14 protein-coding genes are annotated in these 15,290 nt (G+C 73.8%); 5 read left to right on the forward strand and 9 right to left on the reverse strand.

The features are described 5' to 3' along the window. Positions 1-323 precede the first annotated feature (323 nt). A complete protein-coding gene (locus E3N83_RS09375; RefSeq protein WP_151083011.1) occupies positions 324-1,115 on the reverse strand; it encodes an enoyl-CoA hydratase/isomerase family protein in 792 nt (263 codons plus the stop codon). Positions 1,116-1,326: 211 nt separating this feature from the next. Between E3N83_RS09375 and E3N83_RS19530 the strand changes: the two genes are divergently transcribed. Together E3N83_RS19530 and E3N83_RS09380 are read left to right on the forward strand one after the other, a co-directional pair. Then, the gene (locus E3N83_RS19530; protein WP_089503918.1) at positions 1,327-1,485 is read left to right on the forward strand and encodes a DUF5679 domain-containing protein; all 159 of its coding nucleotides are present in this window, start codon (positions 1,327-1,329) and stop codon (positions 1,483-1,485) included. A gap of 143 nt (positions 1,486-1,628) precedes the next feature. After that, positions 1,629-2,393 carry a TOMM precursor leader peptide-binding protein gene (locus tag E3N83_RS09380; protein ID WP_191908035.1) on the forward strand — a complete coding sequence of 255 codons (765 nt, stop codon included), beginning with the start codon at positions 1,629-1,631 and terminating at the stop codon, positions 2,391-2,393. 3 nt (positions 2,394-2,396) lie between these two features. Here E3N83_RS09380 and E3N83_RS19535 read toward each other — a convergent pair whose 3' ends face one another. The 5 genes from E3N83_RS19535 to E3N83_RS09400 all read right to left on the reverse strand — a co-directional run bounded on the left by E3N83_RS19535 (position 2,397) and on the right by E3N83_RS09400 (position 5,761). Next, positions 2,397-2,555, reverse strand: a complete 159-nt coding sequence (locus E3N83_RS19535; protein ID WP_191908036.1) for a hypothetical protein — start codon at positions 2,553-2,555, stop codon at positions 2,397-2,399. A 139-nt stretch (positions 2,556-2,694) separates the two neighbouring features. Continuing rightward, positions 2,695-2,901, reverse strand: a complete 207-nt coding sequence (locus E3N83_RS09385; protein WP_151083013.1) for a hypothetical protein — start codon at positions 2,899-2,901, stop codon at positions 2,695-2,697. Positions 2,902-2,934: 33 nt separating this feature from the next. Beyond that, positions 2,935-3,264: a WhiB family transcriptional regulator gene (locus E3N83_RS09390; RefSeq protein ID WP_151083014.1), complete on the reverse strand. Its 330-nt coding sequence runs from the start codon at positions 3,262-3,264 to the stop codon at positions 2,935-2,937. 114 nt (positions 3,265-3,378) lie between these two features. Further along, positions 3,379-3,588, reverse strand: coding sequence for a hypothetical protein (locus E3N83_RS09395; protein ID WP_151083015.1), 210 nt, complete (start codon positions 3,586-3,588; stop codon positions 3,379-3,381). A gap of 148 nt (positions 3,589-3,736) precedes the next feature. Continuing rightward, positions 3,737-5,761, reverse strand: coding sequence for an ATP-dependent DNA helicase UvrD2 (locus tag E3N83_RS09400; protein ID WP_151083016.1), 2,025 nt, complete (start codon positions 5,759-5,761; stop codon positions 3,737-3,739). A 74-nt stretch (positions 5,762-5,835) separates the two neighbouring features. On the opposite strand from E3N83_RS09400, the gene E3N83_RS09405 reads away from it, so the two are divergent. Further along, positions 5,836-6,087 carry a mycoredoxin gene (locus tag E3N83_RS09405; RefSeq protein WP_151083017.1) on the forward strand — a complete coding sequence of 84 codons (252 nt, stop codon included), beginning with the start codon at positions 5,836-5,838 and terminating at the stop codon, positions 6,085-6,087. Positions 6,088-6,111: 24 nt separating this feature from the next. Here the strand turns inward: E3N83_RS09405 and nudC are convergent, their stop codons facing one another. Next, entirely contained in the window at positions 6,112-7,026 is a 915-nt protein-coding gene (nudC, locus tag E3N83_RS09410) for an NAD(+) diphosphatase (protein WP_151083018.1), read from the reverse strand. A gap of 136 nt (positions 7,027-7,162) precedes the next feature. On the opposite strand from nudC, the gene E3N83_RS09415 reads away from it, so the two are divergent. After that, on the forward strand, positions 7,163-8,125 hold the full coding sequence (locus tag E3N83_RS09415; RefSeq protein ID WP_151083019.1) for a glycosyltransferase family 2 protein: 963 nt from the start codon (positions 7,163-7,165) through the stop codon (positions 8,123-8,125). Then, the gene (gene deoD, locus E3N83_RS09420) at positions 8,122-8,826 is read left to right on the forward strand and encodes a purine-nucleoside phosphorylase (RefSeq protein ID WP_151083020.1); all 705 of its coding nucleotides are present in this window, start codon (positions 8,122-8,124) and stop codon (positions 8,824-8,826) included. Before E3N83_RS09415 ends, deoD begins: the two co-directional genes overlap by 4 nt. Positions 8,827-8,829: 3 nt before the next feature. On the opposite strand, the gene E3N83_RS09425 is transcribed toward deoD, so the two are convergent. After that, the gene (locus E3N83_RS09425; RefSeq protein WP_238343140.1) at positions 8,830-12,012 is read right to left on the reverse strand and encodes an ATP-dependent DNA helicase; all 3,183 of its coding nucleotides are present in this window, start codon (positions 12,010-12,012) and stop codon (positions 8,830-8,832) included. Next, positions 12,009-15,287: an ATP-dependent helicase gene (locus E3N83_RS09430; protein ID WP_151083021.1), complete on the reverse strand. Its 3,279-nt coding sequence runs from the start codon at positions 15,285-15,287 to the stop codon at positions 12,009-12,011. The genes E3N83_RS09425 and E3N83_RS09430 overlap by 4 nt, the downstream gene beginning before the upstream one ends. Positions 15,288-15,290 lie beyond the last annotated feature (3 nt).

Below are 15,290 nucleotides of genomic sequence, written 5' to 3' on the forward strand. Positions count from 1 at the left end.
ACGTCCCCAGCTGTCTCCACGGCGAACCGGCCTCTGTCCACAGGGTTCCCCGTGGTTGTCCACAGGCCTGTCCACAGGCTCGGCGGCCAATCGGCGCCGCTGCGTTGACCCTCCCCACGTGGCCTCCTAGCGTGGGGTCCAGACGGGGCCCCAGGTCGCCGGACGACGTTCGCAAGGGGAAGGCAGACGTCGCCAGGTGCCTGGGTCCCCGTCTTGCCACATCCGGGCCCCACCCCGGAACGGTCGCTCTGGCGGCTGGCGCCCGTCCGGGTTCCCCCGCCCGGACGCGGTGGGCCCGGGCCGGCGGAGTCGACCGCGGTAGCTCAGCGGCCGGTGAACCGCGGCTCGCGACGTTCTCGGGCGGCACGGATGCCTTCCTGGAGGTCCGCGGTCGCCAGCGTGACCGGCTGGGCCAGGGCCTCCCACTGGAGGGCGGCCTCGAGGTCGGCCGGACCACCGCCCCGGAGCGCGCGCGTGGTGAGCCGGCTCGCGACCGGAGCAGTGCGGGCGATCGAGGCCGCCGTCGCCAGCACCTCGTCGAGGAACCCGTCCTGGTCGATCACCCGCGAGACCAGGCCGAGCCGGAACGCCTCGTCGGCGTCGACGGTGCGCCCGGTCAGCAGCAGGTCGCGGGCCGCCGAGGGCCCGACCACGTCGGGCAGCAGCCAGGTCGCGCCCATCCCGGGGTGCATGCCCAGCCGGACGAACGGCGCACCGAGCCGCGCCCCGGTGGCGGCGTACCGGAGGTCGCAGGCCAGGGCCAGGCACAGCCCGGCCCCGATCGCGGGGCCGTTGACGGCCGCGATGGTCGGCACGTCGAGCCGCAGGATCGACAGCCACGCCCGGTAGAACGGCAGCATCCGCTCCCGCAGGTCGTCGACTGTGGCGTCGGGCTCGCTGGCGATCCACGACGTGTCACCGCCCGAGCAGAACGCGCTGCCGGCGCCGGTGACCACCACCGCCCGCACCCCGCGGTCGGCCGCCAGCTCGCTCATCGCCTGCTCCCAGGCGGCCGTCATCGAGGCCGACATGGCGTTGCGCTGGTCGGGCTGGTCGAGGGTCAGGAGCACGACCCCGTCGCCCGGACGTTCGACTCGGAGGTGGGTCTCGGACATGGCCGGGAGCCTACGACGGGCCCGACCGGACGCCGCAGGCGGCCGCACGGGCGATCTTCCCCGTTTCGCGCTCAGCGGTGTGCCGTGTGCGCCAGGCGCTCCACGTGCCGTAGGGTCGTCGCGACCGGGTGGCACGAGCCATTCGGTGCCGGCGGGCTTCCCCTGTCATCCCCGTCGCGGCGACCGTGAACTGACAAGCAAGGAGGCCGTCATGGCGGAGACCTGGAGCGGCGAGTTCTACTGCGTGAAGTGCAAGGAGAAGCGCGAGGCCGAGGGCGAGGTCCGTGTCAACGACAAGGGCACCCGCATGGCCAAGGCCGTGTGCCCCGTGTGTGGCACCAACCTCAACCGGATCCTCGGCAAGGCCTGAGCTTCCACGCAGCACCGCGACACCAGCAGCATCTGACAACGGCGGCGACGCCGGCCCCAGCGGGGTCGGCCCGCCGCCGTTGTCATGCCCGGGCCTGTGGAGGGGCGCGGTCGACCACCGCGCCGATGTGTCAGCGTGCGGGGATGGGCAGCGCGCCGGCGACCGCGATGGCCCGGCCGGTGCTGCGGCCGGGACTCCACGTCGTACGCCGTGACGACGAGCACCTGCAGATCGGGCTCGACGAGCCCGACCGGCTGGTCCTGCGGGACCGCCCCGGTCTGCTCGACGCGCTGCGCGCCCTCCCGCGGCTGCCGGCCGACCCGTCCCTGCTGGCGACCGTGGAGTCCCTCGCGCGGGAGGGCTGGCTGGTGGATGACGGTCGGACCTCCGCCGACACGGCCCCGCCGCTGGCGCTGACGGTCGACGCTCCCCTGCTCGACGCCGTGGCGCGCGCCGGCCGGGTCGCGGGGGTCGGCTTCGCGGACTCGGCCGGACTCCGGCTGGTGGCCACGGTCGGCGAGCCGCGCCGGGAGGTCTCCGACGCGCTGATGCGCGGCGACGTGCCTCATCTGTGGCTCGCGGCCTTCCCCGAGCGGGTCCGGGTGGGTCCGCTGGTCGAGCCCGGCCGCAGCGCCTGCCTGCGCTGCCTCGACGCGCACCTGGGCGAGCGCGACCCCCGCCGGGCCACCGTGCTGCACCAGCTGGGCGAGCGACCGCCCGGCTCCGAGACGGCCTACGACGCGGCGCTCGCGCTGGCCGGTGCCGGCCTGGCCCTGCGCGCCCTGGCCGGGCACCTGGCCGGTCGGCCGTCGGGGCTGCGGTCCACGACCCTGACCGTCGGCAGCGACCTCGCGGTCAGCAGCCGGGTCTGGCTGCGGCACCCCCACTGCGGCTGCGCCTGGGGCTGAGGCTCACCACCAGGCGCTGTCGAGCTTGCCCTCGATGGCGCGGAGGTGCTCACGGGAGCAGGTGTCGCAGTACAGCTGCTGGCGGCCCCGCTCCTGCGAGGTGGCCCAGGTCAGGGTCTCGGCATCCTCGGCCTGCCGCCCGCAGAAGTCGCACGTCTTCATGCCACGAGGTTACGACTCGCCGGCCCGGTCCGGGCCGACTTCGGGGCGGGTGGCCGGCCCCGGAACGCGGCGGAGCCCGGTACGACGAGTCGTACCGGGCTCCGCGAACACCTGCGATCAGGTCGAGGCGGTGTTCCTCTCACATGGCGCGGGCGAGGGCCAGACGCGCCTGTCGCGCGGCCTGCTCGGCCTTGCGACTCATCCGGCGCAGCGCCACCTGCTGGCGGCCGCGACGGAGCTGCTGCGCCTCTCCCAGGCGCGCGGACATCTGTGCCCGCGCGAGGTCTTCGTGCATGAGGTTCATCATGGTCTTTCTCCGGTTCTGTTCAGTGTCTTGGTTGGTCATGTGTTCTCTCGTTGGTCGGACGCCGGCTGGCTGCTACGCGGCTTGCTCGTTCTTGCGGGGCCGGCCGCGTGGCCGCTTGCGGGGGATCACCACTCCTTGCAGGAACAGCTCTCCGCCCCAAACGCCCCAGGGCTCCCGTCGGTCGAGAGCACCGGTGAGGCAGAGGTCGCGCACCGGGCAGTCCCGGCACAGGGCCTTGGCGAACTCGACGTCGGCCGGAGACTCGGCGAACCACAGGTCCGAGTCGTTGACTCGGCACGGAAGCAGCTCTTCGGGCTCCTGGTCAGCCGCGTCGTGGAGTCCGCCGAGGCTTGCAGGGAGCTCGGTGGTCACGTCTCGGCGGTCGAGGACAGTGATGGTCATGTCTGTCACCTCCTTGTTGACCTGATCGCTGGTGGGTAAGTCGTGGAAATCTAAAAAGGCCGCGGATCCCGGTGTCGGGTTCCGCGGCCTGGAGGCTGCCAGTGGCTGTTGTCGTCAACAGCCTGGTGGTCTCCAGGCACGGGTCCCCGGGAAGTCGCCCTTGGTCTCGAGCGCCATACCGCCGATGAGGCGGATGCGGGCGCACGTCGACACCGGGGCAACGGCGGAAGCCGGCACAGCCGTGAACGCGCCGACGGCGTGGCCATACGCGGGCATGCCGAAGGACGGGCTCTGAGCCGTCCGGATGTTGATGTTGCTGATCACGCGGGCCACCTCCTTCGGTGCGTCGGGCGCGGACCCAGCCACGGGTCCTGGTGCGCAGGTCTTCTGCTTCGTGACAGTCACGGTAGCGGCGGTCCGTCGTAAGCGGCAAACCATTTAGTGGGTATTTCTGGAGAAAGTTTCCGATCCGTTACCCGACCACGGTCAGCAGCGACTCGGCGTACCGCTCGAGCTTGGCCGGACCGACTCCGTTGATGCGCAGCAGCGCGGCCGGCGACGTCGGCCGGTGCTCGGCGATCAGCTGCAGGGTCGCGTCGGTGAAGATCACGAAGGCCGGCACGCTCTCCTCGTCGGCGCGGGCCTTGCGCCAGGCGCGGAGTCGCTCGAACAGCTCCTCGTCGTACGACGCGGGGCAGCCCGAGCAGCGGCCGATCTTCTTCTCCGCGGCGCTCGACAGCGGGCGGCCGCACTCGCGGCAGTGGGCCGCGCGCCGCGACTTCGGACGGGCGGAGGCAGCACGGGCCTCCTGCGGCAGCAGGTCGGTCAGGAACCGCGAGGGCTGCCGGTTGCCCCGGCCGCCCGGGGTCCGGGCCGCGGCCCACGACACCTGGAGGTGCACGCGGGCCCGGGTCATGCCGACGTAGAGCAGGCGGCGCTCCTCCTCGATCTCGTCGGTGGTGGTCGCGTGGGTGATCGGCATGGTGCCGTCGTGCATGCCGACCAGGAAGACGGCGTCCCACTCCAGGCCCTTGGCGGCGTGCAGCGTGGCCAGGGTGACCCCACCGGCCGCGGGAGCGTGCTGCTCGGTCGCGCGGCGGTCCAGATCGGCCACGAAACCGACCAGGTCGTCACCGGTGGACTCCTCGGCAAGGGCGACCAGGGCCTGGAGCGACTCCCAGCGGTCGCGCGTCTGGCCGCGGCTGGCCGGCGCCTCGGGCCCCCAGCCCATGCCCGCCAGCGTGGCCCGGACGGTGTCGACCAGCGTGTCTGCGTCACCCGGGTCGTGGTGGGCCGCACCGCGCAGCAGCGTCACCGCCTGCCGCACCTCGGGCCGCTCGAAGAACCGGGCGGCACCGCGCACGACGTAGGGGATGCCGCGGCTGGCCAGGGCCTCCTCGAAGGCCTCCGACTGGGCGTTGATCCGGAACAGCACCGCGACCTCCGCGGCCGGGGTGCCACCCGCGGTGAGGGCGTCGATCGCGGCGGCCACCGCCGTCGCCTCCGCGACCTCGTCGGCGGCGGGAGCGAACCGGACGGCCGGCCCGGGGCCTCGCTGGGCGCGGAGCTGCACGGCCCCGGAGTCGGAGCCGGCCAGCACGGCGTTGGCGGCCTGGACCACCTCGGGGCTCGACCGGTAGTTGCGGACCAGCTCGATCGAGGTGGCGCCGGGGAACTTGCGCGGGAAGTCGCGCAGGTAGGCCGCGTCCGCCCCGGCGAAGGAGTAGATCGTCTGGGCCGGGTCGCCGACCACGCAGAGCTCGTCGCGGCCGCCGAGCCACAGGTCGAGCAGGGCCGACTGGAGCGGTGAGACGTCCTGGAACTCGTCGACCACGAACCATTTGTACTGAGCGCGCACCTGGGCGGCCACCCGCTCCTCCTCGGCCAGCATGCCGGCGGTGAGCAGGAGGATGTCTTCCATGTCCATGCGGGCCTGGGATCGCTTGACCTCCTCGTAGCCACCGAAGAGCCGGCCGACGGTCTCGAGGTCGTGGCCGGCGATCTCGCGCCCGCGCGCCCCGGCCACCTCGGCGTAGTCGTCGGGGCCGACGTTGCTGACCTTGGCCCACTCGACCTCGGAGGCCAGGTCGCGCAGCAGGGTGCGGTCGGCCTGGATCCGGAGCCGGCGGGCGGCGGCGGCGAGCAGCGGCAGCTTGGACTCGGTCAGCGTCGGCAGCTCCCCGCCGTACGTCGTCGGCCAGAACCACCGCAGCTGGCGCAGCGCGGCGCTGTGGAACGTGCGCGCCTGGACCCCCGGGGCGCCGAGCGTGCGCAGCCGGCCACGCATCTCGCCGGCGGCGCGCGTGGTGAAGGTGACCGCGAGCACCTCGGTGGGCGCGTAGAGCCCCTCGGCGACGCCGTGCGCGATGCGGTGGGTGATCGCGCGGGTCTTGCCCGTGCCCGCGCCCGCCAGCACCCGGACGGGACCGCGCAGGGCCTCGGCCACCTGGCGCTGCTCGGGGTCGAGCGCAGCCAGCAGGTCGGGGGACGGAGGCACGGCCGGGAACAACTCCTGAGCGGGTGGCGTTGGGATCTTCTGCACACATTAGACGTCGAAGGGGACAGCCTCAGATGAGCGGCTCGGTCACGATGTACAGCACTCCGTGGTGCGGCTACTGCATGCGCCTGAAGGGCCAGATGGATCGCGAGGGCATCGCCTACGAGGTCGTCGACATCGAGCAGCACCCCGAGGCCGCCGAGATCGTCGAGCGCGTCAACGGCGGCAACCAGACGGTCCCGACCGTCGTTTTCGCCGACGGGTCAGCGCAGACCAACCCGTCGATCGCCCAGATCAAGGACAAGCTGGAGAGCCTCGTCGCCTGACGCTCGCGCCGGGCTCGCTCGCGCTCACCACGAGCCGGGCAGCGGCCCGCCGTACCAGTGCTCGACCAGCGAGCGCGAGATCGAGATACCGCCTGGCAGCACCAGGGCCCCGGCCTCGGCCTCGGCCGACATCTGGGCCCGGCTGAACCACCGCGCGTCCTGGATCTCCCGGCCGTCGACCGCGATCTCGGGTGAGGTCGCCCGACCCAGGAACCCCACCATCAGGCTGGCCGGCAACGGCCACGGCTGGTTGCCGAAGTAGGTCACCTCGCCGACGCGGACGCCGGTCTCCTCCGCCACCTCACGGCGTACGGCGTCCTCCAGGGTCTCGCCCGGCTCGAGGAACCCGGCCAGGGTCGAGTAACGGCCCTCCGGCCAGCTGTCCTGGCGGCCGAGCAGCAGCTGCTCGTCGGGGGTGCCGGGCTCGCCCTGGGAGATCGCCATGATCACGGCCGGGTCGGTGCGGGGGAACTGTCGCCGGTGGCACGACGTGCACTCCAGCTCGTGGCCGGCCATCCGCACCTCGAGGGTGCCGCCGCAGCGGGGGCAGTGACGCGTCGAGTGCAGCCACTCGGCCAGACCGAACGCGTGGAAGACCAGCGGGGCCTGCTCCACGGCGTCGGCGGCGAGGTGCGGCAGGAGCGCGCGGAGCCCGACCCAGCTCTCGGGCTCCCCCTCGGCGGTGGTCGGGTCCACGACCAGCGCGAACCAGACCCGGCCGTCCCGCTCCCCCAGCAGCACCCGCTCACCGCCCTGCGGCGCGGCGGCCGACGGCACCCAGCGCAGGGTGTCGTCCACGGGCCGCACCCGGGTGCCGGCGAACACCAGGACGCGGGTCTCCGGGTCGGCCCAGGCCGCGGCCAGCCACGCGTCGTCCGCGCGGCGTTCACCCACCCGTTCGTGGGGATGGGCGGCCAGCTCGATGTGCGGAAAGCTCACGTCGGCAGGCTATCCGCCGTACCGAGGCACGCGCCTCCGGTGGCGGCCGACCCATGGGCGCCACACAGCACCGGCACACGCACCTGACGGCGTCAGACCAGTATTCTCGGCCCTCCCGAGACACCGCTGGAGACCGATGACGAGCACGCGACGCCTGGTCGCCTACGTGCTGCCCGTGTTCAACGAGGCCGCAGGGATCGGCGCGTTCCACGACGCGCTGGTGGCAGCGACCGACCAGCGACCGGACCTCGACTTCGAGTTCGTTTACATCGACGACGGCAGCCGCGACGCCTCGCTGGACCGGCTCATCGAGCTGCGCGCCACCGACAGCCGGGTCACCGTGCTGGCGCTGGCCCGCAACTTCGGGCACCAGATCGCGGTCACCGCCGGGCTGGACGCCGCCGCCGGTCGCGATGCCGTGGTGATCATGGACACCGACCTCCAGGACCCGCCCGAGGTGAGCCTGCGGCTGATCGAGACCTGGGAGGCCGGCGCCGACGTCGCCTACGCGCAGCGTCGTACCCGCCAGGACTCGGCGTTCAAGAAGGGCACCGCGTTCGTCTTCTACTGGCTGCTGCGGCGGCTGGCCTCGGTCGACATCCCCCGCAACGTCGGCGACTTCCGGCTGATGGACCGGCGAGTCGTGGCCGAGGTGATCCGCTACCGCGAGCACGACCGCTTCCTGCGCGGCATCGTCTCCCACGTCGGCTTCCGGCAGGAGGCCGTGCCGTTCGACCGGGACCCCCGCCACGCCGGCAGCTCGTCGTACCCCTTGCGCACCATGCTGAAGCTGGCCGCCGACGGCATCCTCGGCTTCTCCACCTTCCCGCTCCGCCTGATCTCTCGGCTGGGCCTGCTGATCTCGTTCCTCAGCGTGCTGGGCGCGTTGTTCGTGATCTACGTCCGGATCTTCGAGCCGTCCAAGGCGGTGCCCGGGTGGGCGTTCATCGCGGTGGGGATGTTCACCCTGAGCGGGCTCCAGCTGCTGATGATGGGCGTGATCGGGAGCTACCTGGGCCGCGTCTACGTCGAGACCCAGGACCGGCCGTTGTACGCCCTCGCCATGGTCGCCCGCGGCCGGGACGGAGACCGCCCATGAGCACCCACGTCGCAGCCGGCCCGGGCGAGATCGCCCCGACCGTGCTGATGCCCGGCGACCCGCTGCGCGCGCAATGGATCGCCGAGACCTTCTTCGACGACGCCCGCTGCTACACCGAGGTGCGCGGGATGCTGGGCTTCACCGGCACCTGGCACGGGCATCCCGTGTCGGTCCAGGGCAGCGGCATGGGACAACCGTCGCTCGCGATCTACGCCAACGAGCTCTTCCGGGAGTACGACGTGCAGTCGGTGGTGCGGGTCGGCTCGTGCGGCGCGCTGACCGAGCGGCTCGCCCTGCGCGACGTCGTGATCGCCTCCGGCGCCTGCACCGACTCCTCGATGAACACCATCGCCTTCGAGGGCCTCGACTACGCGCCGGTCGCCGACTTCGGCCTGCTCCGGGCGGCCGTCGACGCGGCCGCGAGCCGAGGCACCGCCACCCACGTGGGCCTGGTCTTCTCCAGTGACTCCTTCTACGCCGCGCGCCCCGAGCTGGTCTCGCGGATGGTGGGCTACGGCGTCCTGGCGGTCGAGATGGAGGCCAGCGCGCTCTACACGCTGGCGGCGAAGTTCGGCCGACGGGCGCTGGCGATCTGCACCGTCTCCGACCACATCGTCACCGGCGAGGAGACCACGGCCGCCGAGCGGCAGGAGACCTTCGGCGAGATGGTCGAGATCGCGCTGGCCGCCGCCCTCGGCTGAGTCTCACCGAGGCGTGACCGCGCTCTCCAGCTCCGCGCGTCCGGGGAGGTCGGGCGGCTCGACCGTGTGGCCGCTACGGACGTAGTGGAACGCCGCCCGCACCCGCTCGACCGGGACGCCGACGAGGTCGGCCCAGGCCACGCGGTAGATCGCGAGCTGGAGCGGGTCGGCTGCCTCGAGCCGCGAGGTCTTCCAGTCCACGACCAGCCAGTCGTCGCCGTCGCGGTAGACCGCGTCGATCCGCCCGCGCACGACCTGGCCGGCCAGCACCAGCGCGAACGGCGCCTCGGTGCGGAACGGCCGGCGCTCGGCGAACGGGCCCTGCTCGAAGGCCTCGATCAACGCCCGGAGGTCGGCGTAGTCGTCGATCTCCGCGTCGGCGCGGCCGGGCAGCTCGTCGGGGTCGATCAGGTCGGGCTGGCCCAGCCGCGACTCCACCCACTCGTGGAAGCGGGTGCCCAGCCGGGCCGAGGGTGCCGGGCGCCGCGGCATCGGCCGGGCCAGATCGGCGGCGAACCGGGCCGGATCGTCCCGGACCACGGCCAGGGCGGTGGCCGACAGCGACGCCGGCAGAGGCACCTCGACCACCGGCGACTGCTCCCGCCGGGCCTCGGCGAGCAGCCGCTCGAGCACGTCGTCCCACTCCTGGACGGTCGCCGCGTGCACGAGGTCGGGCTCGGGCGCGTCGTCGGCCGGGCTCTCGAGGTGGGCTCGCACCCGCTCGGCCGCGTCGATCCGACGCAGCGCCTCCGCGGTCTGCTCGGTGACCGGCCAGGGCGTGTCGCGCACGGCCGCGGCCAGGGGGTTCGGCGTACCACGCGGCGGTTTGTCGTGCCAGGACAGCGGCTCCTCTCCCCAGCTCGCGAGCAGCTCACGCATCACCTGCTGATAGGGCGACGGCCCCATCGGCGTCTTGCGGTCGTCCTTCCAGAGGTACGACGACACGACGACCGAGTGCCGGGCCCGGGTCAGCGCGACGTAGCCCAGCCGGAGCTCCTCGGTGGCCTCGTGCGCCTTGGTGCGGTCACGGAACGCCTTCATCGCTGCGGCGTCGTGGCCGAGCAGCTCCGGCAGGTCACGACGGTCACCGCGCAGCGGCGTGGGCAGCATCTCCTGGCGCGTGGGCCAGACACCACGGCTGGTGGTGTGGGGGAAGCGGGTCTCGCACGCCCCGACCAGGAACACGGAGTCCCACTCGAGCCCCTTGGCGCGGTGGACGGTGAGCAGCTTGACGGAGTCGGCCGGGGTCGGGGTCGCGACGTCGAGGCCCTCGCCGTCCAGCTCGGCGTCGAGCCAGGCCAGCAGGGCCGGGAGTGTGACGGCGCCGTCGACCGCCTGGAACTCGGCGACGGCCTTGACGAACAGGTCGAGGTTCTCCCTGCGGGCCCGGGCGGCGTCGCTCACCGAGGAGGCGAGCTCGACGTCGATGCCGCACGCGTCGATGATCCGGCGGACCACCTCGAGCAGGGACTCCGACGTGTGGGCCCGCAGCGACCGCAGCTCGCGGGCCAGCAGCGCGAACCGGCGGCGTCCGGCCTCGGAGTACGGCAGCTCGCCGGGGTCGTCGAGGGCGTCGGTCAGCGCCACCACCTCGGTCGGGTCGGCGCCGGCGACGGCGCGGGCCAGCTCCTCGTCGACCGTGCCGCCGGCCACCCGGCCGGTGCGTGCGTCCGCCAGGTCGCGGGCCCGGCGGCCGAGCAGGGCCAGGTCGCGCGGCCCCACGGCCCACCGCGGGCCGGTCAGGAGGGCCAGGAGCTCGGCGTTGGCGCTCAGGTCGTGGAGCAGCGTCAGGGTGGCCAGCACCTCGGCGACCTCGGGCAGCCGCAGCAGGCCCTTGAGGCCGACGATCTCCACGGGGATCTCCCGCGAGGTCAGGGCGTCGAAGACGTCGGCCGCGTGGGCGTTGTCGCGGACCAGCACGCCGATCTCGCGCCAGCCGCGCTCGGGAGCGAGCTCGTGGGTCGTCCGGACCTGCTCGGCCAGCCAGCCGAGCTCGCCGGCGTACGTCTCGTGCACCACCACCTGCACGGAGCCCGGCTCGCCGCGGCCGGCCTCGAGCGGGCGCACCTGGGGGAACTCGGCGAGCAGCGGAACGGCCAGCCGGTTCGCGAGGTCGAGGATCCGGCGGTCGGAGCGGCGGTTGACGGTGAGGGGGTAGGTCGCGACGTCGGTGTCGCCGTCGGCGCGCGGGAAGTCCTCGCCGAAGCGCAGGATGTTGGAGACCGAGGCGCCACGCCAGCCGTAGATCGCCTGGTTGGGGTCGCCGACCGCGGTGACCGCGTGCCCGCGCCCGGCCCCGGCCGGGCCCGAGAACAGCCGGGACAGCATCAGGGCCTGCGCGACGGAGGTGTCCTGGTACTCGTCGAGCAGGACGATGCGGTACTTCTCCCGCTCCAGCGCACCGACCATCCGCTGCTCGGCGGCGAGCCGGGCCGCCAGCGCCACCTGGTCGGAGAAGTCCATCAGGCCGAGGTCGTCCTTCTGCCGGCGGTAGCGCTCGACCAGGTCGAGCAGCTCCTCGCGCCGGGCGAAGGCCTCGGCCACCTTGGGTGCCTCGGCACCGCTGAGCTGGTCGGCGAAGCGACGGGCCTCGGCGGCGTCGAACTCCCGCACCTGGTCGACGTCGACGAGGTGCTCGGCCATCGACCCGTCGAGCGCCAGCAGCCACTGGATGACGTGGGGCGGGCTGTCGGAGAGCAGCCGGACCGGCGCGGTGTGCCGGTCGATCACCCGTCCGGCCAGCTGGTAGCGGGCGGCGTCGGCGATCACGCGGGTGTCCGGCTCGTGGCCGATCCGCAGGCCGTGCTCGGTGAGCAGCGAGGCGGCGTACGCGTTGTACGTCGCGACCACCGGCTCGAGGACCTCGTCCTCGCCGTCGTCGCCGATCACCCCGCGGGCGAAGCCGGCGCTGTCGAGCGCCTCGCGGATCCGGCTGCGCAGCTCACCGGCCGCCTTGGTGGTGAACGTCAGCCCGAGCACCTGGTCGGGGGTGACCTGGCCGGTGACGACGAGCTGGACGACCCGTGCCGCCATCAGGGAGGTCTTGCCCGAGCCCGCACCGGCCACGACCACGGCCGGCTCCAGCGGGGCGCTGATCGCCGCCCACTGCTGGGGGCTCACCTCGTAGTCGGTGTGCATCACCCGGCGCAGGTCGGCAGGGCTCCGGATCTCGTGGCGAGCGCTCACGACAGCACCGTGCCGGCCGTACGGGTCGGGCAGAACCTCTCGAAAGCGCAGTAGTCGCAGTGGCCGCCCGGCCGGGTCGGGAACTCCTCGGTGCGCAGCCGGGTCGCGGCCTCCATGAGCTGGCGCTCGATCACCCGGGTGCCGTCGTCGCCCGGGACCTGCACGTCCTGGGTCTGCACCCGCATCGAGCCGCCGACCTCCTGCCGCAGCTGCCACAGCTCCGCGCCGCCCGGAGCCCGGTGGCCCTCGACCGCGCCGTGCTCGACGGCCAGCTGGTAGAGCCCGAGCTGGGGGTGCTCCTCGATCTCCTCCTGCGTGGGCTTGCCCTTCCCGGTCTTGAGGTCGACCACCACGACCCGGCCCTGGGCGTCGAGCTCCAGCCGGTCGGCGTAGCCGTGGAGCAGGACGTGCTGCCCGTCGGGGAGGGCGACCTCGGCCCGGATCGGCACCTCGGTCGCGATCAGCTCGCGCGCCGCCGCCTCGTGCCTGACCAGGAAGCGGGTCAGGGCGTCGCGGACCTCCTCGCGCTCGCGGCCGCTCGACCAGGGGGTGCGGAACGGGATCTGCCCCCACACCTCGTCGACGTGGACCATCAGCGCGTCCACGACCTCGCTGCGGGTGCGGCCCTCGATCGGCTCGTCGCCGCGACCGATCCGGTCGGCGAGGGCGTGGACGACGTTGCCGAACCCCTGGGCCTGGGTGGTGGCCCGCTCCGCGCCGGCCTCGCGGTTGAGGAACCACTGCGCCGGGCAGGTGGTCAGGCTGGTCAGCGCGCTGGCGGAGACGACGACGGGCTCCCCGGGCGGCCGCAGTGGCTCGGCGCCGCGGGTCCAGGCGTGGGTGCCCCACCAGGTCGCCGGATCGGCCCCCGGCACCCGGACGTGACCGGCCCGGTGCTCGGTGGCGAGCCGCGCCAGCCGGGCCGCGGCGGCGTCGCGCAGCGGCTCGGGCACGCGGTCGTCAGCGGTGGTACGGCGCAGCTCGGCGACCAGCCCGACCAGTGACAGCGGCCGTCGGGGCCGGCCCTCGACATGGGTGATCCGGTGGCCGTCGTCGGTCGGATAGAGCTCGGAGAGGAAGCGCGAGGGCTGCTCGCCGTCGTCGTCGCTGGAGGCCACGGCGGTGACCACGAGCCGTCGCTGGGCCCGCGTGCACGCGACGTAGAAGAGGCGGCGCTCGTCGGCCAGCAGCTCGCGCACCGAGGTGGGTGGCACCAGCAGCCCACCGACGCCGATCCGGTCGGCGCGGAGCAGGGTGGCCCGGCGCCGCAGGTCGGGCCAGGCGTCCTCCTGGGCGTGGGCGACCACGACCAGCGGCCACTCGAGGCCCTTGGCCCGGTGGGCGGTCAGCAGGCGCACGGCGTCGTCGCGGACTCCCTGCTCGGCGAGCGTGTCGCCCGGGATCTGCTGGGCCCGCAGCGTGTGCAGGAACGACTCGGCGGAGGTGTGCTCCTGCTGGTCCTCCGCGCGCGAGGCCGCGTCGAACAGCGCACAGACGCTGTCGAGGTCGCGGTGGGCCATCCGGGCCGCCACGCCTCCGCGCCGGGTGGCCGCGAGCAGCCGCTCGGGCCAGGTCGTGCCGTCCCACAGCACCCAGAGGGCCTGCTCGACGGTGGCACCGTCGGCGAGCTCGTCGCGCACCGTACGCAGCAGGGTGGCCAGGGCCAGGGCGCGGTGCTCTGCGTCACCCCGGTCGGCCACGCCGGCGAGCACCGAGGGGTCGAGCAGGGCCTCGCGGACCAGCTCGGGCGACGGCCGCGGGGTGCGGCCCTCGGTGTCGGCCACCCGGCGCTCGCGGGTGCGCAGCCGGCGGGCGAGGGCCCGGACGTCGGTGGCGTCCATGTCGGCCAGCGGCGACGCGAGGAGGTCGGCGGCGCGGCCGGGATCGACGTACGACGGGTCGGTGGCGTCGACGACGTGGGCGTCCACGGCTGCGGCCAGAGCGTCGAGCAGCGGCATCACCGCGGGCTCGCGGACCAGCGGGGTGTCGTCGGAGGCCACCTCGACCGGCACTCCCGCCGCCAGCAGGGCCCGCCGCAGCCCCGGGATCGTGCTCCGCCCGGAGCGCACCAGGACCGCCATCTCCGACCAGCCGACGCCGTCCTCGAGATGGGCACGCCGGAGCAGGTCGGCGAGGTGCTCCGCCTCCGCCCGGTCGGTGTCGAACGTGAGGATCTCGACCCGGCCGTCGTCGGCGGCCGCCGAGCCGGGGTCGAGGAACCGCTCGAGCGCGGCTCGCGGCACGCCGACGGGCAGCGGCAGCCGGGCGGCGACGCGCTGGGCCGGGCGCAGGATGTGGGACCCGAACCGCCGTGTGGTGCCGAGCACCACGGTCTCGGCCGGCTCGCCACCCGGCTGCGGGAACGCCGTGGGGAAGTCGAGGATGCCGCGCACGTCGGCACCCCGGAAGCCGTAGATGGCCTGGTGCGGGTCGCCGACCACCACCAGCTCGCGGCCGTCGGAGCCCGGCCCAGCACCGCCCGCGATGGCCCGGAGCAGGGCGACCTGCGCCGGGTCGGTGTCCTGGTACTCGTCGACGAACACATGGGTGTAGCGGCGGCGCAGCTCGTCGCGGACCGGCTGGTCGGGGTCCTGCAGCATCCGGACGGCGGTGGCGATCAGGCTGGCGTAGTCGAGGAAGTTCTGGTTGCCGGACACCACGTCGTACTGCTCCATGAAGGCGGCGGCGGCCACGAACTCCGGCAGGCCCTCGCGCTCGCCGAGCGCCCGCAGCGCGTCGTAGCCGAGCCCCTTCTCCTGGGCGCGCGCCAGCACCTGGGCGACCTCGGTGGCGAAGCCGCGGGTGCCCAGCGCCCCGGAGACCGCCTCGGGCCAGACGATCGACTCGGCCTCGGTGGTGAGGATCTGCTGGAGCACGACGTCCTGCTCGGGGGCGCTCAGCAGTCGCAGCGGCTCGTCGTACAGCTCGCGCGGGGTCCACTGCCGGATCAGCGCGTAGGCGAAGGAGTGGAAGGTCAGGCAGGTCGAGCCCGACATGGTGCGGCCGACCCGGGCCGCCACGCGGTCGCGGAGGTGCTCGGCGGCCTTGCGCGAGAAGGTCAGGCCGAGGACGTTGTCGGGGTGGACCCCACGGTGCTCGATCCGGTCGGCGATCGCCTCGACCAGGGTGGTGGTCTTGCCGGTGCCGGGCCCGGCCAGCACCAGCAGCGGGCCGCCCGCGTGGTCGACGACACGCTGCTGGTCCGCGTCGAGGGAGACGGGGACGGCGACGGCATGGGCGGGCGGCACGAGACGGTACGTCGTGGCCTCCGGCATGGC

The organism is Nocardioides cynanchi (assembly GCF_008761635.1).
GTDB classification, from domain to species: Bacteria; Actinomycetota; Actinomycetes; order Propionibacteriales; family Nocardioidaceae; genus Nocardioides; species Nocardioides cynanchi.

Excerpts from the sequence above, each read along its gene's own strand:
- E3N83_RS09375 (WP_151083011.1), bottom strand. The coding sequence starts at position 1,115 with ATGTCCGAGACCCACCTCCGAGTCGAACGTCCGGGCGACGGGGTCGTG.
- E3N83_RS19530 (WP_089503918.1), top strand. The coding sequence starts at position 1,327 with ATGGCGGAGACCTGGAGCGGCGAGTTCTACTGCGTGAAGTGCAAGGAG.
- E3N83_RS09380 (WP_191908035.1), top strand. The coding sequence starts at position 1,629 with ATGGGCAGCGCGCCGGCGACCGCGATGGCCCGGCCGGTGCTGCGGCCG.
- E3N83_RS19535 (WP_191908036.1), bottom strand. The coding sequence starts at position 2,555 with ATGAAGACGTGCGACTTCTGCGGGCGGCAGGCCGAGGATGCCGAGACC.
- E3N83_RS09385 (WP_151083013.1), bottom strand. The coding sequence starts at position 2,901 with ATGACCAACCAAGACACTGAACAGAACCGGAGAAAGACCATGATGAAC.
- E3N83_RS09390 (WP_151083014.1), bottom strand. The coding sequence starts at position 3,264 with ATGACCATCACTGTCCTCGACCGCCGAGACGTGACCACCGAGCTCCCT.
- E3N83_RS09405 (WP_151083017.1), top strand. The coding sequence starts at position 5,836 with ATGAGCGGCTCGGTCACGATGTACAGCACTCCGTGGTGCGGCTACTGC.
- E3N83_RS09415 (WP_151083019.1), top strand. The coding sequence starts at position 7,163 with ATGACGAGCACGCGACGCCTGGTCGCCTACGTGCTGCCCGTGTTCAAC.
- deoD (WP_151083020.1), top strand. The coding sequence starts at position 8,122 with ATGAGCACCCACGTCGCAGCCGGCCCGGGCGAGATCGCCCCGACCGTG.
- E3N83_RS09430 (WP_151083021.1), bottom strand. The coding sequence starts at position 15,287 with ATGCCGGAGGCCACGACGTACCGTCTCGTGCCGCCCGCCCATGCCGTC.